The following is a 23,585-nucleotide window of genomic DNA, read 5'->3' as shown; positions in this document are numbered from 1 at the left end:
TTCAGAGGTGGGCGTCTTCGTGTGCGGCGACGTTCAGGTCGAAGTAGTAGTACCAGTAGCGGTTGTCCGCGTAGTTCGGGTTCGCGCCGCCCTTGAGTTCGAGGCCGTCGCGGCTCTGGCTCTCCCAGCCCGACCACGCGGCGCGGCGCAGCGGGAAGCTCCCGTCGCGCGTCAGGAGGTACTCGCCGGGTTCGAGGGCCATGTCGAGGTCGATCGTGTTGAGCCCCGCATCGACGCTGACGTCGCGTTCGTGGACCGGGGCGAAGTGGCTGTCGCCGTCGTAGCGCCCGACGACCGCCCTGAACGTGCCCGATTCGTCGGCGTCGACGGTCGCCTCGCCGAGGTGGATCGCCTTCTCCGTCTCGAAGTGGATCCCCCAGTGGGTCGCACCGTGCTGTTCGCCCCGTGGCGTCGCACCGATCCGCCGGGCGGGGAACTCGAGGGCGTCGGCGGCGCGCTCGAGGCGGCCGAGCACCTCGTCGAACGCCCGGAGGTCGACGCTCCCGTCGCTCGTCTCCTCGACCTCGGCGACGACGTCGCCGTCGCTGGCCTGTGCGCTGCCCGTTGCGGCGGCGATACCGGTCGCGCCGAGGGCCGCGACGAACGTCCGTCGCGTCCAGTTGCTCTGCAGTTCCGCTTCGTCCGTAGTCGTTCGTTCAACCATCGTCTACATGGATGAAAACCCGTTTCTCCGTATATATTTAATCTAACTAATAAGTTACTGGATTAATTACGCGACGGTAAGTCCGGCGGCGCGGTTCCGACGATGGACGACCGGGCGTTCGTCGACGCGCCTGCGTCCTCCGTGCATCGTGGGCCCGGCTGGCCGCTTCCGTATCCGCGGCAGCCCACCGATCGGAATTTCCATCATCCTACCCGTGGCCGCCATTCGTCGCTCCCGCTGGCGAACACGGAGAACGGTGGTCGGACGGACCGCGTCGTGACGAATCCGGCCGAATCCGCTAGTCGACCGGCTCGAATATCTCGGGGTTCTCCGGCCCCTCCGCGGTGATGACCGCGAGCGCCCCCTTGCGAGCGACCCGCGACAGCGCGTGGTCGACGAGCTTGAAGTCCCCCGGAACCGGGAACGACATCGTCGCGACACACGCGCTTCCCGGGAGCACGGGCGTCGTCTGGACGTAGCGCATCGGTTCGCTCGCCAGCGCGCCCTGCTCCCAGACCTCGTCGAAGACGCTGCCGATCGGGTGGAGGCTGCTCAGCAGGTTCGGCCCGCCGACCGCGTAGAAGACCCGGGCGGTCTCGCCCGTCTTCACGGTCATCTCGGCGTATTTGCCGGGCGAGATCGCGTGCTTCTCGCCGTTCATCAGGACGTACGTCGGGTCCTCCATCGCCATGCGGTCGAAGTCGAACTCGTGGTGGCCCTCCTGGCCGGTCGTCCCGTTCGTGTAGAGTTCGTGCTGGCCGATGTAGAACTCGTGGTCCACCTCGGGTAGTCCCTCCTCGGGTTCGACGAGGATGAGGCCGAACATTCCCGCCGAGATGTGGTAGTCGACGTTCGCGACCGCACAGTGGTAGACGAACGCGCCGGGGTAGGTCACCTTGAACCGCAGGTGTTTCTCCTCGCCGGGGGCGACGGTCGTCGCCTCCGCGCCGCCGCCCGGGCCGCGGGTCGCGTGGAAGTCCACGTTGTGGGCCATCGCGCTGTCCTCGTTGTTGCGGATGGTGAGATCCACCGTATCCCCCACGCGGGTGCGGATGAACGGGCCCGGGACCTGCCCGTTGAACGTCATGTACGTGAACGTGACGCCGGGTTCGACCTCCGCGACCAGTTCGACCGTCTCCAGTTCGACCTCGACCGTCTCCGGCGACGTCCGAGTGATGGGTTTCGGGATCGCCCGGGGATCGGCCGCGATCCGGTCGACGTCGACGGGGTGAGCCGCACCGAGGCTCTCCTCGGCCAGCATCTGCTTCGCCCGCACGTCGTTGGTCGGGGGGGCGCCGACGGTACAGCCGGCCAACGCCGCCGTCCCGACGACACCGGTCGTCTGGAGCACCTGCCGCCGCGTCATAGTGGTCGTCATGAGTGGTTCGTCTCCAGTTGGACATATCCGTTGAGATACTATATATCGAAGTCACGATTCCCATCGCCCGAGAATCAGGTTCGGGGGTTATGCCTTCCTCTCCGGTAGGGATACATATGAGTACGATCGAACCCTGCCCGAACGTCGGCCGCCGACGATTCCTGACGACGGCAGCAGCCCTCTCGGTCGGTGGAGCGACTCTTGGCACCGCGCGTCCGGTCAGCGCACAGGAGGCGGTCGACCTCACCGACTGGTTCGCCGACGTCTCGAACTACGCGGGGATCGTCGACGAGCGCGGGGCGGCACGCGTCACGGTCGCCGTGGGAGCCGAGGGCAACGGCGGCGGGTTCGCCTTCGGCCCGGCGGCCGTCCGCGTCGATCCCGGCACGACCGTCGTCTGGGAGTGGACCGGCGAGGGCGGCGCGCACAACGTCGTCGACGAGGACGGCGCCTACGAGAGCGACATGGTCGGGGATGCGGGTACGACGTTCGAGCACGCCTTCGAGACGGCGGGCGTCTCCAGATACGTGTGCGCTCCCCACGAGCCGATGGGGATGAAAGGCGCGGTCGTCGTCGGCGACGTCGCCGTCGCGACGCCCGCACCGACCTCGGAGCCGGACGCTGAGTACGAGTACGTCGCGCGCGAGCCCGACTACGGCGACTGGTTCGACGACGTCGACAACTTCGAGGGGACGGTCGACATGCGCGGCCGCGAGGAGGTGCGAATCCGGGTCGGTGTGGACGGAAACGGCGGCGGATTCGCGCTCTCCCCGCCCGCCATCAACGTCGACCCGGGGACGCGAGTCGTCTGGGAGTGGGTCGGCGAGGACGGTCCGCACTGGTTCGCGGCCGCCGACGGGAGTTATGCCAGCCCGGAGCAGTCGAGAGGCGAGTACGGTCTCGTCTTCGACGGCGTGGGGATCAGCAAATACGCGTGCGAGCCCCACGAGGCCGCCGGGATGAAGGGTGCGGTCGTCGTGGGTGACGCCCTCGAGGGGGTCTACGACGTGACGACCACACACCTCACGGTGCTCGGAAGCCTCGGCGCCGCGCTCCTCTCGCCCCTGGCGTTCGGGGCGTTCCTGTGGGCCCGCGGCCGTCGCGAGGACGACCGTCGCGATTGATACTGTCGGTCGTGGGAGTCTGGCCTGCAGTGGCATAGTTAGACGGGCACGGGCACGAGTCCCGCCCGTCGTGGCTCCTGGCGATTCACGGCGGTATGACCGACGGTATGAGTATCGATCCGACGAACGGACTCCCGCTCGTAGGACCACAATCCGATTCCGACCGGCCAATCGCGGCGTCCACCGCCCGCGACGCCAGCGAGGGGAATCGACTCCCCCGCTGGGAGCCAATGATCAGAAGGGTGACGATATTCTGCGGCGAGGGTCGTCTCACGATGGTCGACTGCCCGCTCCGTGCGAAGGCGTTCCTGACTCGACGGGTGCCGACCGGCCATCGACGACGTGCCCCGAGAACCCGGATGCACGGTACTCCGACTGCGCCAGCCACCCACGGCCGCTGGGGCGCTGACGAAGGGGAGGCGTAACGACCTGGATACGGCGATGTATCGCCTCAGTCCCAGAACTTCGGGACCGTCGCGTCGATCTGGTACCCCTCGGCTTGGAAACTATCTGAGACGAGCGTTCGCCGGTCGCCGTCCATCGACAGCGGCCCCATGACGTTCGACAGCAGGATCTCTCGGGTCTCGGTTCGGTGGAGTTCGTACCACTCGTCGCCGTCGACGCTCGCGAGCACGACCGAATCCGCCGCGGTCTCGTGCATGGTCGAGTAGCCAAACGGCATGAGACACAGCTCGCGTCCGTCGTCCTCGCGGACGTGCCAGCGCCGCCGGGCGTACAGTTCCATGACGTCGTCGTCGGGATCGGTCACGATCTCGACGTGCGGACGGACGAGGTCGCCGACGCCGTTCGGGGCGTCGTCCGGCCCCTTCCGTTCCCAGCGGATGATCCCCTCCGGGACGCCGTCGGTGCCGAAGGCGACGCAGTTCTCGAAGGCGGCGATCTGTGTGATCATCGTCACGCGACCCCGCTCGTCGAGTTCCTCCCACGAGTCGCCCAGATCGTCGCTCCAGTAGATCTGCGAGTTGCCGTGATCGCCGACGGCGACCCAGATACGCTCGGCGTAGGGGTCGTACTCCACGTCGTGGACGTGGTGGTTCGCCGCGTCCTCGGTGACCAGTTCGGGTTCGAGGACGAGTTCGAACGATCGCCCGCCATCGGTCGAGAGGATCACCTCGTTGGCGTGCCTGTTCGCGTCGAAGTCCGAGAGCCCGTACGTTGAGATGACGACGATGTCCTCGTGGACGGCGTGGCCGAACTCGTTCGACATCCGGCCGTACTCGAACTGGTAGAGCGCCTCGGAGCCCTCGAAATCCTCGTCGATCAGGTGGATCTTTCCGCCGACCGTACCCCGACCACCGGTCGCGGCGATCACGCGCCCGCTGTCGGGGACGACGACCATCTGGACGTACTCCTCTTTGGTCCCCTCCTCCTCGAAGGAGTACAGCGTCTCGGTCGTCTCCCACCAGTCGTCGCTGACCAGCACGCGAGGGCCGCTGCGCCCGTAGATGCGCCCGTTCCGATCGATCCAGACGGGGTGGCCCCCCGGTCGCTCGTCGCGAACATCGAGGTCGTAGTGCGTGTACGGATGGCCGTCGCCGCCCTCCGGCTCCGGTTTCTTCCCCTCGGAATCGTCCGCCGGTGGCTCTCCCTCGGCGTCCGTGTCGTTCTCGGCGGGCTTCACGCCCTCTACCCCCTCGTCTGCCGTACAGCCCGCGAGCGCGATGCCCGTTCCCGCCGTCAATCCGAGAAACCGTCTCCTATCCATAATAAATATGATATGTTCTGCGCTAATAGGGCTATCGGTCAATCCCGTAACGGGGCCCGTCCAGCCGGCATCGCACGGTAGCGGACGCGCCCTCTACACCGAATCTCGGGGAAGGCTATCGGCTCCCGCACCCCTCGGACCGGGAAACCGGATCGAACTGGCGCCCGACCGAATCGATCCCGGCCGGCACCTCCCGCTCCGAACTCCGTGTGAACCAACTACCCAGCCAGTCGGATGCGTCGAGGCCCTTCGATCGCCGCGAGAAGGCCGAAGGACGTCACCGATCGGGGTGATGGAAGCGATCCGAATCGTTCGTGATGGGGCGCGAACGCGTCGGAACCCGGCGAACGAGCGCGCGAGTCGACCCGTCCCGCGTGCGGTCGGTCGTCGGTGATCGCCTCGCCACCGCGTCGATGTTCCGGCCGGTCGTCGTCTCGATCCTGCTCGGATCCCGTGACCGACCCCGTTATGGGACCGGGACACGTCTCCCCGCCGATGAGCTACGATATAGCGGTCGTTCCGGGGGACGGCATCGGCCCCGAGGTCGTCGATCACGCGATGCCGCTCGTCGAGGAGGCCGCCGACGCCCACGACGTGTCGATCTCGACCACCCGGTACGACTGGGGCTCCGAGCGATACCTCTCGGATGGCGCGATGATGCCCGCGGACGCCCTCGACCGACTCCGGGGGTACGACGCGATCTTCCTCGGTGCCGTGGGTCACCCCGACGTCCCCGACCACGTGACCCTGCACGGCCTTCGCCTGGAGATCACGAAGGGGTTCAAACAGCACGTCTGCAAGCGGCCCTCGTATCTGTTCGAGGGGATCACCAGCCCGCTGCGGGAGTACGCCGGCGGCGACATCGACTTCGTCGTCTACCGACAGAACACCGAGGGCGAGTACGCCGACCTCGGCGGCCGGGAGTACGCGGGGTTCGACAACGAGGTCGCGGTCCAGAGCGCGCTGTTCACCCGCGAGGGGACCGAGACGATCGTTCGCGCGGCGTTCGAGGCCGCGACCGAGCGCGACGGGAAACTCACGAGCATCACGAAGTCCAACGCCCAGGCTCATGGAATGGTCTTCTGGGACGATATCGTGACCGAGGTCGGTGAGGAGTACCCCGACGTCGAGGTCGAACGGCTGCTCGTGGACGCCGCCTCGATGGACTTCGTCAGGCGCCCCGACGAGTTCGACGTCATCGTCGCCTCGAACCTCTTCGGCGACGTCCTCACCGATCTCGGCGCGGGTATCGTGGGGAGTCTGGGACTGGCTCCGTCGTCAAACGTCGACCCGACCCGAACCCACCCCTCGATGTTCGAACCAGTCCATGGAAGCGCCTTCGACATCACCGGCGAGGGAGTCGCGAACCCGATCGGGACCGTCCTCTCGTGGGAACTCCTCTGGGAGCACCTCGACGAGGGGGCGCTCGCGCAGGCGCTGCACGACGCGGTGGCGGACCAGCTCGCGGATCCCGGTGCCCCGCGCACCCCCGACATCGGCGGCGACTCGGGAACCGAGGCGGTCGTGAACGACCTCCGGACGCGGATCGAGTGACCCGGGGTGCCTTCTCCAGTGGCTTTCGCTGGATCGGGGTCGGGAATCCGACCCGGCCGCAGGTCCCGGTCGGGCGAGATCCGTTCGACGCCGGTCGAAGCCGGGAGCGGGCGAACAGTTCAGCCTCGATCGTGCTGACGGGAGAACCAGTCAGTGGGACTCGTACATCCTTCAGCTATCATGTCCGACGCTACGGTTCATCACTACCCTCCTAACCGATACTACGGCGATCTCGATATCCCGATTTTGGATAGGTCTAGTGGTTTTCAGAGGGTTTTTCGTGCTATGTGTCATCACATGTATAGGAGGATACCATGCAGGCACTATGTCCAGTCGGATCGTCCGCGACCGATGAACGCAGAGGAGGATAGCTGGTATGACCTTGGCAACCGTCCCACGATACGAGAGTACCCAGCCCGACACGGACGGGGGACATGCAGTAGTGGTCGGCGCGAGCATCGCTGGTCTGTGCACGGCCCGAATCCTGGCAGACGCGTTCGACGAGGTCACGGTCATCGATCGGGACCCGCTACCTGACGAGCCGGTTGCACGCCGGAGCGTACCTCAGGCCCGTCAAATCCACATCCTCTGGGAGGCCGGGCGGACCACGTTGGAGGACCTGTTCCCGGGTTACAGCGAGGACCTGCTCGCCGCTGGTGGCGTGGCGATCGACGGCCAACACGACCTCTACACCTACGGTCAGGGCGACTTCCTCGCCGCCGGATCGAAGCCGTTTCCGCTCTACGCAGCAACCCGACCGCTCTACGAACAGGTGCTCAGACGGCACGTCTCCCGGCTCGATGCCGTCCAGCTATGGGATCGCTGTCAATGCGTCGACTACCTGGTCGACGACGCAGCGACCGCCGTGACCGGTGTGGCGATCCGGAACGAAGACGCCGGGCGAGCGGAGCTTTCCACCGACCTCGTCGTCGATGCCACCGGCCGGACGAGCCGGACGCCGGTCTGGCTGGAGAATCACGACTACACGCCGCCCGTCATGGATGAGGTGCACATCAACGTGGCCTACAGCACTACCTTCATCGAGCGACCCACCGATGATGCTCGGATGATCGGTGTGCTGGCCGAGGCGCCCCGCACTCGGGGTGGCGCGGTGTTACCCGTCGAAGGGGATCGGTGGTTGGTGAACCTACACGGCGTTCACGGCGATCATCCGCCGACGGATACGGCGGGATTCGAAGACTTCGCCGGGAGCCTTCCCACTCCCGAACTGAAACACCTCCTCGATGAACACCCGTGGGTCTCCGAGGAGATCCACCACTACCCGTTCCAATCCAACCGCCGGCATCGCTACGAGGATCTCGATCGGTTCCCGAATGGATTGGTCGTCGTCGGCGATGCGATCGCCAGTTTCAACCCGATCTACGGCCAGGGTATGTCGGTGGCGGCGCTCGAAGCGCTGGTGCTTCACCACGTCCTTGCGACGGACGGCCGCGAGGCGCTCGCGCTCCGCTTTTTCGCTCGTGTCGCAGAGGTCGTCGACACTGCATGGATGATGGCGATCGGAGCCGACTTCGGTTTCCCCCAGACCCGTGGCCCCAAGCCACGCGGAACTGCTCTTTTCGATTGGTATCTGTCCCGCCTGTTCCGCAGGGCCCACACCGATGGAGCGCTGACTGATGCCTTTACCAGCGTCCTCTCGATGCAGCAGCCACCAACCGTCTTGTTTCGCCCGCGAATCCTGTGGCGCGTGCTCGGCCCGGCCCGTAGCGGATCGAGCCTGCAGTCACGAACCCCTTCTCAAGGTGACGTTACCGATCACGACGAAGGCGATGAGGCCGATTTCGCCGCGAAGCGAAAGCCGTAAGCGCCGCTTTTAGCGGACTCGTGTGATCGCGTGTCTCCCCACCTCACCCCCCGGTCCTCGATTCGCATCGCAGGCTCCGATTCTGGTGGCCCCTGCGGATGGAGGACGTTCGAGACGAAGTCGGTCGGAATCGTTTTCGAACCGTGGTGATTCGGAGCCCATCTCACGTCGCTGGTCGCCGTTTCACAACGGCGACCGCTGCATTCCTCGACGGGTACCTCTACGGGATTATCCGGGAGCGATCTCGCCGAACACCGGGTCCTGTGAGCTAGAACGAAGTCTTCCCGAGGGGTTCGTGCCGGTCCGAAACAGACGGAGCCCCCGCTCACGATACGGTTATCTCCCTGGGAGACATACCGTATGCGGAGAATTGTCCTGAAATTATGCTGCCGCTACACTTACACACCCTCTGGATCGGACTCGTCCTTCTCGGAGCGCTCCTTGCGTGTCTCTTGGTCACCCTCGTCCTCGCCGCGGGGTACGGCTGGCTCCGACTGACGGCCGACACGCGGGCCCCCGGGGGTCTGAGAGCGCTCGTCGCGCCGGCCGTCCTCGGGATCGTGCTGTCGGGGTCCTTCTGGGCGGTCGCGCTCCTCGCGGTACTTCTGGGATACGTCGACGGACGATCCCTCGATTCCGTGGTGGTCGGACAGGCCGTGATCTTCTCCAGCGCCGGGGTCGCCGGGGGGCTCGTCCTGCGCGCTGCCCGGCGCACGCGGGACCGGGACCGGTCCAGAGAGCGAGGCGCGACGAGCGTTCGCTGACCCGCGGTCCGTGGAACGCGATCCCGCCCACCGATTCCGCGCGTCGCCGGACGGGATCCGGACCCGGTCGGCGACGCCTCGGAGGCCAACCGGCGTTCCTCACCCGTTTTGTAACCCGCCGCCGATCGTAGAGCATGGACGGCACTGCGGACGACAGTGTGGTACTGTTGACGGGCGGGACGAGCGGCATCGGCGCCGTCGCCGCCCGCGAACTCGCGCGGACCGGCGCGACGGTCGCGCTCGTCGGCCGTGACGAACGGCGGGGCCGACGGCTCGCGGACGAGACGACCGCCTCGACGCCGGGGACGGTTCGCTTTCACGGGGTCGACCTGGCGACTCGGGACGCGGTGCGACGGCTGGCCACCGACGTCGCGAGCGCGTACGACCGACTCGACGTGCTCGCACACAACGCCGGGCTCTCGACGGACGAACGGACGATCACCGACGACGGGGTCGAACTGACGTTCGCCGTCAACCACCTCGCGCCGTACCTGCTCACGCACGAACTCCTGGACCTCCTTCGCGCGTCGGCGCCCGCCCGCGTCGTCGTCACCGCCTCCGCGGTTCACCGGCGAGGGGAACTGGCGTTCGACGACCTCCGGATGGAGCGCGGGTACAGCGCGATCGACGCCTACGCGCGATCGAAACTCGCGAACGTCGCCTTCACCCTCGAACTCGCCGACCGACTCGGGGGCGACGACGCCGACGTCGTCGCGAACTGCTTCCATCCGGGATTCGTCCCGTCGACGCGCCTGTTCCGGGACGCGGGCCTCCGAACGCGGCTGTTCGCCCGGATCGCCGCGGCGGTTCCCGGGATCGGTACGACCCCCGAGGCGGGCGCGGACCGCCTCGTCGAACTGGCGACGGCGCCCGCCTACGGGACCCGTTCGGGGCGCTACGTTGGGGCGGACGGTCCCGAAACGCCCGCGCAGAGCGCGACCGATCCCGAGTTCCGGGAGCGCCTCTGGCGGGTCAGCGCCGACCTCGTCGGGATCGACCCCGACTGGCCGTCGTAGCGACGCCGAACCCGAGAGAGGCTCGATACGAACGGGACCGGAACGACGGACGCTCGGAACGCGATCAGCGCCCCCGTCCCTCGCGGACCATCCGCTCGAAGCGCTCCAGCCCCAGTTCGATCCGGCCGAGGTCGTTCGCGAAACTGAACCGGAGGTAGCCCTCCCCGGCCTCGCCGAAGGCGCTTCCGGGGGCGGCGACCACGTCGTACTCGAACAGCAGGCGCTTTGCGACGTCCATGCTCGACCCCGACAGGTCGCTCGCGTCGACGAACGCGTAGAAGGCGCCCTCGGGCCGCGTCGTCGAGACGCCCGGGATCTCGCGGAGTCGGTCGACGATCGCGTCCCGACGGCGCTCGAAGGCCGCCCGCATCTCCCGGACCGGTTCGTCGGGGCCGGTCAGCGCGGCGAGGGCGGCGTGCTGGGCGGGCGTGTTCACGCACGAGGTCGTGCTCTCGTGGATCTTCGTCACCGCCGCCGTCACCGCTTCGGGGCCGCTGAGCCAGCCGACGCGCCAGCCCGTCATCGCGTAGGTCTTCGAACACGAATCGACGGTGATCACCCGTTCGGGATACTCGGTGACGGCCGCGAGGCGTTCGGGGTGGCGGTCGTAGGCGAGTTCGTGGTAGACCTCGTCGGCGACGACGTAGGCGTCGTGGCGGGCGGCGGCCTCGACGACCCGCTCCATCGCCGCCGTCTCGAACACGCGACCGGTGGGGTTCGACGGCGAGGTCACCACGACGGCGCCGGTCCGGTCGCCGATGGCGTCGATCAGTCGGTCGGCGTCGAGAGCGAAGCCGTCGGCGGGGGATAGCGGAACCTCGACGGGCTCCGTCCCCGCCAGACGGGCCTGCGAGAACGGGTTCGGCCAGGCCGGCGTCGGCACGACCACCTCGTCGCCGGGGTCGGTCACCGTCAACAGCGTCAGGTAGAGCGCCTCGACGCCGCCGGTCGTCACGACCACCCGGTCGGGGTCCGCGTCGACGCCGTCGGCGCGCAGTCGGTCGGCGACGGCCCGTCTGAGCGGGTCGATCCCCGCGTTGGGCGTGTAGCCGGTTTCCCCCTCGCGGGCCGCCGTCGCCGCGGCGTCGACGACGTGTTCCGGCGTGGGGAAGTCGGGTTCCCCGAGTTCGAGGTGGACCACGTCGCCGTCGTGGTCGGTCGCGAGGTCGAACAGCCGCCGGATCCGCTGGGGTTCGATCCGGGCGACTCGGGCTGACACGGAACGGTCGGTCATCGGTGTCCCTGCGTGGAGCGACCCCTTGTCTGTTGGGTTCCGGGCGCGCCCGTCTTCGCGGGGGAACGGTCCTCGTATCGACTCCCGCGGCCGTCCACCCGGTCCACGTGGACCGGATCGGGAGATCGGTGTTCGGTAGCCGCCGACGGCTCGTCCCTCGTCGCTCGGTCATCGATGGCCCCGAATCGGAACCGGTAAATACGAGCTTTCGGAGTAGTGTATCAACAGGTCTCCTCCCATGGTTCACACCGACCCATCGGCAGAACCTGTGGACACGCCCCCCGACATCTCCCGGGACGACCTCTTCCACATCCTCTCCAATCAGCGTCGCCGGGCCGTCCTCCGGGACCTCGCCGAGCGCGAGGGGCCGGTCGAGATGCGGACCCTCGCGGAACGGATCGCCGCACGGGAGCACGACACGACCGTGAACGCGCTGGATTCGACCCAGCGCCAGCGGGTCTACATCTCCTTGTACCAGAACCACCTCCCGAAGCTGGCCACACACGGCATCATCGAATACGACCAGTCGCGCGGCCGGATCGAACCGACGCCGCTCCTCGCCGGGTTCGTGTCGTATCTGGACGACCGCCGTTCGCCCGCGATGGACGCCCGGCGGACGACGCTGGCCTCGCTACGGGAGGGCGTTTCGGGGCTCGTCCGCGAGGTGACGAGCGTCTCGGCGATCACCGGCGGGTTGGTTCTGGCGAGTCGGATCGTCCCGACCCGCGTTCTCACCGTTCTCGCGATGGTCGCGGTGGTGCTGATCGTCGGGATCCAACGGCTACAGTGATACTGTCGGTCACGGGCGTACGATCTGCGATGGCACGATTCGACGGGCAAGGGCACGATTTCCGCTCGTCTCGGCTCCGATCGATTCACGGAGTTATGACCGACAGTACGAGCCGTGGATCGGGTTTCCTCGACGGCGCCCACTCGATCCCGGAACGACGACCCCCGGACCGAACGATCCGAGCCGCCATCCCACTATATATTCGACTGTCAGTATAATATAAAATACTAGTAAAAATATTTTTTAACTATGCAGGCAACCCTGCAGTTAGCGAGCAGGGGAGGAAAAAAGCACGTGGTGGTGCCTCTGACACTCCCTCGCTCGCTCATTTGTCGACGTGGGGACCGGTTTCGCCGCCGTGGTTCACGGGAATCGAGGTCCGACCGACGCGTAGCTTCTCCGATCGAGATCTCCTCGAATGGCCGCCGGTAGGCCGTCCTTACCGACCGTTTCGTCCGCATAGTAATCATGGTGGCACGAGATCCTCCGGCCAGTATACGATGCACCGAAGACGATATCTCGAAGGAGCGGGACTCGCCCTCGTGGCGGCACTCGCCGGGTGTACGGACGCGATCGATACCGCCGGCGACGATCCGGCCTCGGACGACGGTTCGGCCGGCGACGACGCCTCCTCGCGAGAAGACGCGGACACGGACGACGGCCCGCCCGAGGACGACGCAGCGGACGAGGAGATCGACCGGGGCGAACTGGAATCGATGACGCGAACGGCCGTCGAAGAGGAGGTCGGAAACGGGGACGAGACGGAGGCCGAGGGGGTCGAAGCGGACGACACGGGGGGGACCGGGACCGATGACCCGGGGATGCAGGGTACGGTATACGCCCAGGTCGATTACGACGGGGACTGGACCCTGGCGTACTCGACGCGCCGCAGGACCAGTTCGTTCGACCGGTCGGGACTGCAGACCGTCGAGATCGACGACGACCTCGACGTCATCTCGGTCGCGGTCCAGAAGCGACACGACGACGACGACGAGTTGACTGTGTTGGTCCTGCTGGACGGGAGCATCGTGGCCGAGGGATCGACGACGGACCCGTTCGGAATCGCCCAGGCGACGCACTCCGCCCTGTGAGTCGGCCGAACCCCCTCCGGATACCCCCGCCGACGAACGGTGGCCATCGCCGACGTGGCGGTTCCGTCGGGCCCCGTCGGGACCTCGCTCCGTACGACGGTCGACGAGCGGCCGGGACCCGTTCCCGAGTAGTCCCCGATTCAGGCCATGATTATCAACTAACTGACGACACGATATCGCCCGGAGAAAGCACGATCGAAGCCGATGATTCAATTATCCTGAAAAATCGTTATATATTCGCCGAACGTTACGGAATGCGATGGGGACGACATCGATCCACCACGTACTAGAGATGCATCCGTCGCGCCGAGACGTCCTGCGGGCGACCGGAGCGATCACCGCCGGTAGCTTCCTGGCCCCGACGGCGGCGGCGCGACCCGAGTCGGGGAGCGTGCCGGGCTTCCATCGGGAGCCCTCGGCCGAAGGATCGTGGCCACAACAGCGCTACAGCGGGGCCCACACCGGCTACCACCCGACTGCCACCGGTCCGAAAACCGGCCTCGAGGAGCGGTGGCGCTTCGACGTCCGCCCGAGGGTCGGCCCCGTCGTCGACGACGATAGCGTCTATCTGGTCGGCGAGTCGTCCGATCCGGACGAACATCACGACGTCCTGTACGCGCTAGAGGCGGCCGACGGAGGCGTCCGCTGGGCGGTCGACCTCGAGGAACGAACGAACGCGCTCGCGCTCGACGCGCGGCGACTCTACGCGGGCGGCGACTCGCTTCGGGCCTACTCGCGCGCGGACGGCACCGTCGAGTGGACGTTCCCGATCGAGACCGGCGGCCCCTCGGAGGACGGCGGCCTCGCCCTCGCCGGGCGACGCCTCTACGTCACCGACGAGGAGACCGTCTACGGCGTCAACACGGTCTCCGGCGTGGTCGTCTGGCGACGGCCCCTCGGGGGCCGACTCACCCCGCCCGCCGTGTGCGGGAACTGCGTGTACGTCGGCCGCGTCGCGGGCGACCGCGGGCTGGACCGGACCGTCTTCGCCCTCGGTGCCCGGACGGGACGCGTTCGGTGGGAACACGACCTCGTCCCGCCGAGCGCCTCGGAGGCGAACCTCGTCGGCCCGCCGGTCGTCGCAAACGGGCGCGTCTACCTGCGGACGACCGCCGGCGGCGAGGAGGACATCTTCCGGACCCCGATCTACGGCCTCGTCTCGCTGGACCGGGCGACCGGCGGCGACGAGCGGCCGATCACCCGTACCTACGCCGGGTTCGACCTCCACCCGATCGCCGCGGGCGGCGGCCGGATCTACACGACGGCGGTCGATTTCACCTCCGTCTCCGGCATCGCCGTCCGCGACGCCGACGGGACGGGTGGCTGGACGATCCACGGCGACGACGGGGACGTCCACGTCTCGACGGCGCCGACGGTCGCCGGCGGCGTGCTCTACGTCGGGAGCGATTCGAGCAGGTTCGGCATCCTGACCGACGGGCTCTACGCGATCGACGCGGCGACGGGCGCGGTCCTGTCGACGCTCGACCTGGCGGTGATCGCGGCCCCGGTCGTCGTCGACGGGACGGTCTACGCGCGCTCGGAGCAGGCCCTGCACGCCATCGGGGAACCGGCTGCTGGCGAGGCGTAATCACCGTTCAAACGCTGGGTTCGCGATGGCGCGGGTCTACCGCGTCCCGAGCGCGCTCGCCGTCGCGCCGGCCCCGGCCTCGAGGTCGACGTCGGCGCCCGCGTCTGCCAGCACCGACCCGAACGCGGCGACGAACTGCGCGACGTTCGCCGGACGCGCCGAGTGGCCCATACAGCCCACGCGGAAGATCTCGCCGTCGAGCGCGCCCAGCCCGCCGACGATCTCGATGCCGTGTTCGTCGACGAGGCGGTCGATGACCCGTCCGTCGTCGACGCCCTCGGGCACGCGAACGGGGTTGAGCGTCGGCAGCCAGTGTTCGTCGGCGACGTTCAGCCCGACCCCCATCTCCTCGACGCCCGCCTTGAGCGCGCCCGCGACCCGGCGATGGCGCTCCCACGTCCCCTTGAGGCTCGCCTCGCTCACGAGTCGCAGCGCCTCGCGGAGCGCGTACAGCGTCGAGATCGGGCCGGTGTGGTGGTAGTTGCGCTCGTCGCCCCAGTACTCCCAGACCCCCTCCAGATCGAGATACCACGACCGGACGGGCTCCTCGCGGGCGCGGACCTTCTCGACCGCGCGAGGGTTGAACGTGATCGGGCTCGCGCCCGGCGGGGCCGAGAGGCACTTCTGGGAGCCCGAGTAGACCACGTCGACGTCCCACTCGTCGGTACGGAACTCACAGCCCCCGAGGGAGGCGACGGTGTCGGCGATCGCGTAGGCGTCGTTCTCGTGGGCGATCCGCGTGAGTTCGGGGACGTCGGTCTGGCGCACGCCCGTCGAGGTCTCGCCGTGGACGAACCCGAACACGGTCGGCGAGTGTTCGGCGAAGGCCTCCTCGACGTCCGCGGGGTCGAGCGGCTCGCCCCACGGCGCGCTCACCGTGACGACGTCGCCGCCGGCGCGTTCCGCGATCTCGCCCATCCGCGCGCCGAAGTAGCCGTTGTCGGGCACGAGGACGGTCTCGCCGGGCTCGACGAGGTTCCCGAAGGCGGCCTCCATCGCGGCCGAGCCCGTGCCGCTGACCGCGAGCGTGTGTTCGTTGTCGGTCTGGAACAGGTATCGCAGTCCGTCCTGGATGTCGTCCATGACCTCGACGCAGTAGTCGTCGAGATACCCCACCAGCGGCGTCGCCATCGAGCGCAGCACGCGGGGGTGGACGTCGCTGGGGCCGGGCCCCATGAGCGTTCGATCCGGTGGGAGGAGTTCGTCGAACTCGGGCGCGTCGTTCATACTCCCACTCTGCCCGTACCGGGGTAAAAAACGACCGTTCCGCGACCGTCGAGCTTTGCCTCTGATCCGTTCGTCTCTACTGACCGCTCGCCGATCTCAGTCGATCGAGACGACCTCGACGTCGAACTCGAGGGTCTCGCCGGCCAGTTCGTGGTTGAAGTCGAGCCGGACGGCCTCCTCGGTGACCTCGACGATCTCCCCGACCTGCTGGCGCTCGGTCTGGATCCGCATCCCCTCCTCGGGGGGCTGGCCGAGGTGCTCCTCGAACTCCTCGCGGTCCTGTTCCACGACCCGGTCGTCGCTGCGCTCGCCGTAGCCCTTCTCCGGGGGGACGGTGATCGTCTCGGTGTCGCCCTCCTCCAGCCCGACGAGCCCCTCGTCGAACCCCTCGATGAGCTGGCCCGCGCCGGGCTCGACCGTGAGCGGTTCGTACTCCCGTTCGGGCTGGGCCTCGGCCAGCCCCGCCTCCTCGGCGACCGCCTCGCGGGACGTGTCGAAGACCGTCCCCTCGTCGTCGGTCAATCGTCCGGTGTACTCGATCGTCGCCTGATCGCCGGGTTCGATTCCCATGGCCCCGCGTAGCTCACGGAGCCGGAAAAGCCCACAGATCCGCCCGCGGTTCACGGCCGTTCGGTCCCCGTCGTCGGATCGGGACCCCGGTATCGAGTTCCCGGTCCGCGCCCGTCGACCCGGCCTCCGGAGCCGCGGTCACGCCACGCGGTAGACGCGGGCCTCCCAGGGGCGGAGCGTGTCGTCGAGCAGGTCCGCCACCGTCGTCTCCGACTCGACGTCGTAGTTCGCGAGCAGGGGCTCCAGGGAGGCCTCCTGGTCGACCTCGACGTCCGCCGCCGGGAACTCGATCGGCGTCGGTTCGTCGGCGAAGTTGAGCGCCACGAGCAGGCGCTCGTCCTCGAAGGTCCGGGTGTACGCCCACAGCGACTCGTGGTCGGGGGTGAGCTGGTCGTACTCGCCGTAGACGAGGGCGTCGCCAACGGCCTCCTCGGAGCGCAGCGCGATCAACTCGCGGTAGTAGTGCCAGACCGAGTCGGGGTCCTCCCGAGCCCGTTCGGCGTTGATCGTCTCCTTGTCGGGGTTGACCGCGATCCAGGGCTCGCCGTCGGAAAAGCCGGCGTTTCTCCCACTCGTCCACTGGACGGGCGTCCGGGCGTTGTCGCGGCTCGCCTTGGCGACGGCCTCACGGACCGCCTCAAAGGACTCGATCTCGCCGCGTTCGATCGCCCGCTCGACGGGGTTGCGGGTGGCGACGTCCTCGAACTCCGAGAGCGAGGCCCACGGGTAGTTGGTCATCCCGAGTTCCTCGCCCTGGTAGACGAACGGCGTCCCCCGCAGGGTGTGCAACAGCGTCCCCAGCAGCTTCGCCGACTCCCGACGAAAGGCCTCGCTCCCGAACCGCGAGACCTGCCGGGGCTGGTCGTGGTTCGAGAGGTACTGGGCGACCCACCCCTCCTCGTCCGTGAGCGCGTCCCAGCGGTCGATCACCGCCTTCAATTCGGAGAGAGTCCACTCGCCGGGCTCGTAGATCGCACCCCCCTGATCGAGGCGCACGTGCTCGAAGTGCGTCAGCATCGAGAGGCCGTCCCGGTCGGGGTCGAGGTACGCGCGGGCGTCCTCGTCGGGGATCGTCGGCGTCCCGACCTCGCCGACGGTCAGAAGCTCCCGGTCGAACAGCGCCTCGTTCATCTCGGTGAGGTACTCGTGGACGCGGGGGTCGTTGCCGGCGTACTTCATCGTTCCGTTCAGCGGCTCTCCGAGGTCGGTCGGCAGCCCATCCGCCTTCCCGATGTGGGCGATGGCGTCGAGGCGGAAGCCGTCGATGCCCTTCTCGAGCCACCACTCCATCATCTCGTACACCGACTCGCGCACCGCCTCGTTTCGCCAGTTCAGGTCCGGTTGCTTGCGGTCGAAGAGGTGGAGGTACCACGCCTCGCGCTCGTCGTCGTAGGCCCACGCCGGCCCGCCGAAGATCGACCGCCAGCCGTTGGGTGGGGTCTCGCCCGCGGGCCCCTCCGTGCTCTCCCAGTCGACGTCCTCGGCATCCGTTCCCTCTCGCCACCAGTAGAAGTCCCGGTACTCGGGATCGCCCGCCCGCGAGCGGACGAACCACTCGTGTTCGTCGGAGGTGTGGTTCACCACCAGGTCCATGATCAGCCGGATGTCCCGGGCGTGCAGTTCCTCCAACAGCGTCTCCCAGTCGTCCATCGTTCCGAACGCGGGGTGGATCGCCCGATAGTCCGAGACGTCGTAGCCGTTGTCGGCCATCGGCGAGGCGTAGACCGGATTGAGCCAGACGGCGTCGATCCCCAACGAATCGAGGTACTCCACTCTCTCGAGGATCCCCGGGACGTCGCCCACTCCATCGCCGTCGGTGTCGTTGAAGCTGCGGGGGTAGACCTGGTAGACCACGGCCTCCTTCCACCAGCGCCGTTCGATCTCTGAGTCGTTCACTCGTTCGTGGGTCCCGGCCGAGGGACAAAAGCGTGATCGAAGCGCGTCTCCCCCCTCAGCGCCACCCGAACAGCCGCGTCAGGAGGGGTCGCCCGGACGGGCGTTCCGCGAGCAGCACCGTCTGGTCGACGTCGTGGAGGACGCTGAAGTGAAGCGACCCGCTGACGAGCCGCGAGAGCAGGCCGCGCTCGGTCGCCCCGATCAGCACCATCGTGTGCTCGGCGGCCTCCCGCGCGATCGCCCCCTCGACGTCGCCCGACTCGTCGACCACGAGCGCCGCGTCGTCCAGGTCGTGGTCTGCGGCCCAGTCGGTGAGAAACTGCTCGCCGACTTCGCGCTCGTCGGGGCCGTCGACGACGTGCAGCAGGGTGAGTTCCGAGCCGACGGTCGAGCGAAGCGTCCGGGCGACCTCGGCGCTCAGGTCCGAGTCCGGCCCCCCGGCGGTCGGCAGGAGGATCCGCGAGGCGTCGAGCCCGCGGTTCTTGAGCACGAGGAAGTCACAGGGCAGTCGGCTGGTCAGTTCGCTGATCGGGCGCTCGGCCCGGGCCGCCCCCCACAGCTGGTTGGCGCCCCACTCCATGACCACGAGGTCGGAGCGCTCGCGGTCGGCGATCCCGAAGATCTCCTCGAACGACCGCTGGGAGACGACCGTCGAGGTCTCACAGCCGACGTCGTACCCCTTGACCGTCTCGCGGACGTCATTCAGCAGCCTGTCGGACTCGTCGACGATCCGCTGGCGCTGGCCGGCGCCGTACTCCCGGGAGATCTGATCGGGCGTCTGGACGATGTGGACGACGTGGACGGTCGCCGACTCCTTCCGGCTGGCGAGCGTGCAGGCGAGGTCCACGAGTCGCGTCTCGGTTCGGGGGTTCGCGATCGGCACCAGCACCCGGTACTCGTCGGGGTCCTCGGCGACGATCGACTCGGCGGTGTCGATCATCGGGACGTACGAGCGCCCCGCGAGGCTGCCGAGCGCCCACTCCCGAATCGATAGCTGCCGGTCCGCTCCCTCCAACCGCACGGATTCGAGGCGGCGCTCGCTCGTCTGGAAGTAGTTGACGACGGTCACCAGCACGATCCCGCCGATCGTGTTCCCGAGGAGGACGGGGACGACGAAATCGACCATCCCGACGAGGAACGCGAGTTCGCCGGCGAAGACCAGAAACGCCATCTCGGTGAAGGAGACGACCACGTGAAACAGGTCCCCGAGCGGGATGGCGAGGAAGGCCAGATAGACGACCACGAGCCGGGAGATCGTATCGCGCGAGGCGTAGACGATCCAGACGACGCCCGCGACGATCAGGCCGGCGAACGCACCCTTGAAAAAGAGGCTCCATCCCGAGGTCGCGACGCCCTTGTGCGAGAGTTCGAGCGCCACGGCCGTCGCCTCGGGGGAGAAGACGCCGCCCCACGTGAGGACGGCGGCACCGATCGCGCCGCCGAGGAAGTTGCCGGCGAGGACGATCAGCCAGTGGCGCAACAGCGTCGGAATGCTGGTCAGCCGTTCGAGCGCCAGCGCCACCGGCGGCAGCGTGTTTTCGGTGTACAGTTGATAGCCGCCGATGATGATGTAGACGAACCCGAGCGGGTACAACAGCGCGCTCAGGACCGGATCGCCGCCGGTCGTGGCCGTCACCGACACGTAGAGCAGAAAGGTGATCGTGATGGCGAAGCCCGCGGCGAGCGCGCTGAAGAACAGTTCGCGGCTCCCCGAGGTGACCTCCTCGTCGGCGGCCGCGACGATCCGCTGGAACACCTCGTCGGCCGAGAACCGATCCCGGACGACCGCCCCGGCCGCGGGGGCCCCGCTCCGGGACCGTTCGACCGCCTCGCGTACCCTGTCGGCGTCGGAGGGAGGATCGGAATCGCTCATTGGCGGATCGAGTCGACAGAGCAACTAAGGGATTGGCTTTCGACGTCGCTATCCTCTTACTACGGCTACAGCTCCTGCTCGCGTCCCTCGACCGGGCCGTCGCCGATCGGGTCGACCCTGAAGACGTACCCCGGGTAGGACCGACCGAGGTTGCTCGGGCGTTCCTCGGCCGCGTGTCGCCGACAGAGCGCCACCTCCGCCTCGACGGCTCCGAGGTCGTTCTCCTCCTGATAGCGTTCGTACACGCGGAACTCGGCGGCGTCCTCACAGGCGCGCCGATAACACTCGAGCGCCGAAGCCTCGTCGGTCATCGTCGTCTACCAGCACGCGGAACGACATAGCTATGTGCTCGCTTTCGGTTTCGCTCCGCCGGGAGGGAAACACCCAATACCGTGAGATCCGTTGGCAGGGACATGGACCTCAACGACGGGATCCGCGTCGAGGACGTGATGTCGACGCCGCTAGAGACGATCTCGCGGGACGCGACGGTCGCGGAGGCCGCGAGGGCGATGCGCGAGAACGACATCAACTCGCTGGTCGTGACGACCAGTCCGCCGTCGATCGTCACGAGCACCGACGTACTGGACGCCGCCGCGGAGGGCCACGACCCCGCGGAACTGCGGGTCGCCGACGTGATGACGACCGAGGTCGAGACCGTCCCGCCGGACCTCTTCCTCGAGGAGGTCGCCGCGATGATGACGGGCCTCGGGATCAACCACTTCCCCGTCGTCGACGTCGACGACGAGTTCATCGGGATGGTCTCCTCGACCGACATCGCCGCCCAACTCTCCTGAGGGGGACGTGCGTAATTCTTCTTCGCCATGCCGTCCCGGACCTCGGGTTTCAGACTTCCGAGACGCCAGACCGCCGAAGACGCGCCGAAAATGGTTACGTACGACCCGATGACTCACGTCCCGCCGTCGCGCCCGACGATCACCGTGTTCTCGACGAGCGTCTTGTGGCCACGCCGGAGGCGTTCGGAGAGCGCCTGGTGGGAGATGTCGAGTTCCTCGGCGAAGTCCGACAGCGAGACGTCCCGCGGGACGTCGTAGTAGCCGTGGTCGTAGGCCGCGGCGATCGTCTCCTCCTGTTCGTCGGTCAGCCCGAACCGGCCCTGCTTTCCCTGGTCGATGTTGTAGATGCGCTGGACGTCCATCGAGAGGTCGTTTTCCTCGCAGAACTCGTAGGTCTGCGAGAGGGCGTCCCGGTCGGGAAAGAGGATCCGCATGAACCAGCCGTCCTGTCGGCCCTCGGCGGCGAGGATCGTCCCGTCCTCCTCGGTCAGGATGTGGACGAGCGCCTCGATCGAGTCGATCCACTCCATCTGATAGAGCGTCTCCTCGCCCGGTTCGGCGATCAACTCGACCTCGGCGACGCTCGGATCGTCGACGAGCGCCCGCTCCAACTCGTCGGTGTCCGCCTCCGTCGCCCAGACGTACGGCATGACGTGGTCGGGATCGTGGGCGACGATCCGCTCGATCTCGAAGTTGACGTCCGGGAGCGTATCGAGCGTGTGACTCAGCGCGAACTCGTTCGCCGGGATACGCATCTCCGCAATAGTGGCCATGGATCCCATACTGCCCGAAGACGGATATAGGACTCGTCATCGTACACCGGGTACGACCGCCGCCCGGTGGATGACGTCAGCGGGACCGAAACGTCGAGTGGTCCGCCATGAGGACGAACGCGTCGTCGATCCGTTCGATGTGGTGGCCGCAGTCGACGTGGTGTTCGATCGCCCGTTTCGAGGGGGATCGCGAGTCGTCGTCGACACCGCTCGCGGTCCACTCACAGTCGGTACAGGTAAATTGCAGGCATGACCACCTATCGGATAGATCGCCCCGTGCCGCCATGAGGTCTTTACTTGCATACTCCGCTCGTACTTGTACACTCCCATAGCGCCCCGAATCCCTCGGTCGGGACGCCGCTTCACCAGGTCAACCCCTCGTAGGTGATCCCCTCCCGGGGCTCGACGATCCGCCGGCCGTCGATCACCACCGGGGTTGCCATCGCCTCGAACTCGTCGTCGAGGGCGGCGAACTCGTCCCAGTCGGTCATCACGAGCGCGCCGTCCGCGTCCGACAGCGCCTCGGCGGCCGACGCCGCGTACTCGACGTCGGGGAACCGTTCGCGCATCGTCCCGGTCGCGACGGGGTCGTAGGCGACGACCTCCGCGCCGCGCGCTTCGAGCCCCTCGATGGCGGGGATCGACCGCGAGTTGCGCACGTCGTCCGTGCCGGGCTTGAACGCGAGGCCGAGGACGGCGATCCGCGCGCCCGCGAGGTCGACGTGGTCCTCGAGGAGCGCGAGCATCCGTTCGGGCTGGCGGTCGTTGACGCCCACGGTGGCGTCGAGCAGTTCCGGTTCGTAGCCGGCCTCGCGGGCCGCGGCCCGGAGCGCGTCGACGTCCTTCGGGAAACACGACCCGCCCCATCCCACGCCCGAACGAAGGAACCGCTCGCCGATCCGCTCGTCCAGGCCGATGGCGTCGGCGACCCGGTAGGCGTCGACGCCGAGCTCCTTGCAGATGTTGCCCAACTCGTTGATCAGGCTGATCTTCGTCGCGAGAAACGCGTTGTTCGCGTACTTGATCATCTCGGCCTCCCTCACTGTCGCCTCGACGACGGCGGGATCGGCCCGCTCGATCAGGGGCTCGAACACGCGCGCGAGGCGGTCGCGGCTCCGGTCGTCGTCGGCCCCCAGCACCACCTTGTCGGGTTCGAGGAAGTCCGTCACCGCCGACCCCTCCCGGAGGAACTCCGGGTTCATCCCCACTCGGATCCGCTCGCCGACGGCCTCGCCCGCACCCGCCTCGATCGCCGGGATCAGCATCCCCTCCGTGGTGCCGGGGATCACCGTGCTCTTGACGACGACGAGGTGGTCCTCGTCGGTGCCCGCGAGCGCCTCGCCGACCGAGCGTGCGCCGGTCTCGATGATCGAGGCGTCGATGCTGCCGTCCTCGCGGGAGGGGGTCGGCAGCGCGAGGAACGTCACCTCGCAGTCGCGGATCGCGTCGTAGTCGGTCGTCGCCCGGAGACGCCCGCCGGCGTGCGCTTCGAGCAGTTCGTCGAGGCCGGGTTCGTGGATCGACGCCTCGCCGCGGTTGAGCCGTTCGACGATCCCCTCGTCGATGTCGATGGCCGTCACCTCGTGGCCGAGGTCGGCGAAACAGGCGGCGATGGTCGTCCCGACGTAGCCGCTGCCGACGACTGCGATGTTCATTACGTGGAGTGTCTTCACTGATTGTAATCAGGGTTTGGATACC

The 23,585-nt window shown here is 67.7% G+C and carries 21 protein-coding genes; 9 read left to right on the top strand and 12 right to left on the bottom strand.

The features are described 5' to 3' along the window. Position 1 precedes the first annotated feature (1 nt). Positions 2 to 664, bottom strand: coding sequence for a twin-arginine translocation signal domain-containing protein (locus QRT08_RS15270; protein WP_286046832.1), 663 nt, complete (start codon positions 662 to 664; stop codon positions 2 to 4). Between the two features lie 298 nt (positions 665 to 962). Continuing rightward, positions 963 to 2,042, bottom strand: coding sequence for a copper-containing nitrite reductase (gene nirK, locus QRT08_RS15265; RefSeq protein ID WP_286046831.1), 1,080 nt, complete (start codon positions 2,040 to 2,042; stop codon positions 963 to 965). A 116-nt stretch (positions 2,043 to 2,158) separates the two neighbouring features. Between nirK and QRT08_RS15260 the strand changes: the two genes are divergently transcribed. Then, positions 2,159 to 3,166 carry a halocyanin domain-containing protein gene (locus QRT08_RS15260; protein WP_286046830.1) on the top strand — a complete coding sequence of 336 codons (1,008 nt, stop codon included), beginning with the start codon at positions 2,159 to 2,161 and terminating at the stop codon, positions 3,164 to 3,166. A gap of 451 nt (positions 3,167 to 3,617) precedes the next feature. Here the strand turns inward: QRT08_RS15260 and QRT08_RS15255 are convergent, their stop codons facing one another. Beyond that, positions 3,618 to 4,892, bottom strand: coding sequence for a beta propeller repeat protein (locus QRT08_RS15255; RefSeq protein ID WP_286046829.1), 1,275 nt, complete (start codon positions 4,890 to 4,892; stop codon positions 3,618 to 3,620). Between the two features lie 495 nt (positions 4,893 to 5,387). Here QRT08_RS15255 and QRT08_RS15250 point away from each other — a divergent pair, with 495 nt between their 5' ends. The 4 genes from QRT08_RS15250 (at position 5,388) to QRT08_RS15235 (ending at position 10,051) form a co-directional block, all read left to right on the top strand. After that, a complete protein-coding gene (locus QRT08_RS15250; protein WP_286046828.1) occupies positions 5,388 to 6,446 on the top strand; it encodes an isocitrate/isopropylmalate dehydrogenase family protein in 1,059 nt (352 codons plus the stop codon). A gap of 376 nt (positions 6,447 to 6,822) precedes the next feature. After that, positions 6,823 to 8,271, top strand: coding sequence for an FAD-dependent oxidoreductase (locus QRT08_RS15245; protein ID WP_286046827.1), 1,449 nt, complete (start codon positions 6,823 to 6,825; stop codon positions 8,269 to 8,271). Positions 8,272 to 8,654: 383 nt separating this feature from the next. After that, entirely contained in the window at positions 8,655 to 9,035 is a 381-nt protein-coding gene (locus tag QRT08_RS15240; protein ID WP_286046826.1) for a hypothetical protein, read from the top strand. Between the two features lie 134 nt (positions 9,036 to 9,169). Beyond that, positions 9,170 to 10,051 carry an SDR family NAD(P)-dependent oxidoreductase gene (locus QRT08_RS15235; RefSeq protein WP_286046825.1) on the top strand — a complete coding sequence of 294 codons (882 nt, stop codon included), beginning with the start codon at positions 9,170 to 9,172 and terminating at the stop codon, positions 10,049 to 10,051. A 64-nt stretch (positions 10,052 to 10,115) separates the two neighbouring features. Here QRT08_RS15235 and QRT08_RS15230 read toward each other — a convergent pair whose 3' ends face one another. Next, a complete protein-coding gene (locus QRT08_RS15230; RefSeq protein ID WP_286046824.1) occupies positions 10,116 to 11,285 on the bottom strand; it encodes a pyridoxal phosphate-dependent aminotransferase in 1,170 nt (389 codons plus the stop codon). 268 nt (positions 11,286 to 11,553) lie between these two features. Here QRT08_RS15230 and QRT08_RS15225 point away from each other — a divergent pair, with 268 nt between their 5' ends. The 3 genes from QRT08_RS15225 (at position 11,554) to QRT08_RS15215 (ending at position 14,754) form a co-directional block, all read left to right on the top strand. Further along, positions 11,554 to 12,075: a DUF7344 domain-containing protein gene (locus QRT08_RS15225; RefSeq protein WP_286046823.1), complete on the top strand. Its 522-nt coding sequence runs from the start codon at positions 11,554 to 11,556 to the stop codon at positions 12,073 to 12,075. 500 nt (positions 12,076 to 12,575) lie between these two features. Continuing rightward, positions 12,576 to 13,166: a hypothetical protein gene (locus QRT08_RS15220; protein ID WP_286046822.1), complete on the top strand. Its 591-nt coding sequence runs from the start codon at positions 12,576 to 12,578 to the stop codon at positions 13,164 to 13,166. 259 nt (positions 13,167 to 13,425) lie between these two features. Then, positions 13,426 to 14,754 carry an outer membrane protein assembly factor BamB family protein gene (locus QRT08_RS15215; RefSeq protein ID WP_286046821.1) on the top strand — a complete coding sequence of 443 codons (1,329 nt, stop codon included), beginning with the start codon at positions 13,426 to 13,428 and terminating at the stop codon, positions 14,752 to 14,754. 36 nt (positions 14,755 to 14,790) lie between these two features. Here QRT08_RS15215 and QRT08_RS15210 read toward each other — a convergent pair whose 3' ends face one another. The 5 genes from QRT08_RS15210 to QRT08_RS15190 form a co-directional block, all read right to left on the bottom strand. After that, a complete protein-coding gene (locus tag QRT08_RS15210) occupies positions 14,791 to 15,981 on the bottom strand; it encodes a pyridoxal-phosphate-dependent aminotransferase family protein (RefSeq protein WP_286046820.1) in 1,191 nt (396 codons plus the stop codon). A gap of 96 nt (positions 15,982 to 16,077) precedes the next feature. Continuing rightward, entirely contained in the window at positions 16,078 to 16,551 is a 474-nt protein-coding gene (locus QRT08_RS15205; RefSeq protein WP_286046819.1) for an FKBP-type peptidyl-prolyl cis-trans isomerase, read from the bottom strand. 138 nt (positions 16,552 to 16,689) lie between these two features. Then, positions 16,690 to 18,447 carry a glycoside hydrolase family 13 protein gene (locus tag QRT08_RS15200; protein ID WP_286046818.1) on the bottom strand — a complete coding sequence of 586 codons (1,758 nt, stop codon included), beginning with the start codon at positions 18,445 to 18,447 and terminating at the stop codon, positions 16,690 to 16,692. 55 nt (positions 18,448 to 18,502) lie between these two features. Then, complete coding sequence (locus QRT08_RS15195; protein WP_286046817.1) at positions 18,503 to 20,320, bottom strand: formate/nitrite transporter family protein; 1,818 nt, start codon at positions 20,318 to 20,320, stop codon at positions 18,503 to 18,505. A 65-nt stretch (positions 20,321 to 20,385) separates the two neighbouring features. Next, on the bottom strand, positions 20,386 to 20,631 hold the full coding sequence (locus QRT08_RS15190; protein WP_286046816.1) for a hypothetical protein: 246 nt from the start codon (positions 20,629 to 20,631) through the stop codon (positions 20,386 to 20,388). Positions 20,632 to 20,733: 102 nt separating this feature from the next. On the opposite strand from QRT08_RS15190, the gene QRT08_RS15185 reads away from it, so the two are divergent. Beyond that, a complete protein-coding gene (locus tag QRT08_RS15185; RefSeq protein WP_286046815.1) occupies positions 20,734 to 21,114 on the top strand; it encodes a CBS domain-containing protein in 381 nt (126 codons plus the stop codon). Between the two features lie 113 nt (positions 21,115 to 21,227). Here the strand turns inward: QRT08_RS15185 and QRT08_RS15180 are convergent, their stop codons facing one another. From QRT08_RS15180 to aglM, 3 genes are all read right to left on the bottom strand, one after another. Beyond that, on the bottom strand, positions 21,228 to 21,887 hold the full coding sequence (locus QRT08_RS15180; protein WP_286046814.1) for a helix-turn-helix domain-containing protein: 660 nt from the start codon (positions 21,885 to 21,887) through the stop codon (positions 21,228 to 21,230). A 76-nt stretch (positions 21,888 to 21,963) separates the two neighbouring features. Further along, complete coding sequence (locus tag QRT08_RS15175) at positions 21,964 to 22,173, bottom strand: hypothetical protein (protein WP_286046813.1); 210 nt, start codon at positions 22,171 to 22,173, stop codon at positions 21,964 to 21,966. Positions 22,174 to 22,249: 76 nt separating this feature from the next. Further along, positions 22,250 to 23,542: a UDP-glucose 6-dehydrogenase AglM gene (gene aglM, locus QRT08_RS15170; RefSeq protein ID WP_286046812.1), complete on the bottom strand. Its 1,293-nt coding sequence runs from the start codon at positions 23,540 to 23,542 to the stop codon at positions 22,250 to 22,252. Positions 23,543 to 23,585 lie beyond the last annotated feature (43 nt).

The organism is Halalkalicoccus sp. NIPERK01 (genome assembly GCF_030287405.1).
In the GTDB taxonomy this organism is placed as follows: Archaea; Halobacteriota; Halobacteria; order Halobacteriales; family Halalkalicoccaceae; genus Halalkalicoccus.
The sequence above is the reverse complement of the archived record's forward strand: the minus strand, read 5'-3'. Positions and strand labels throughout refer to the sequence as shown.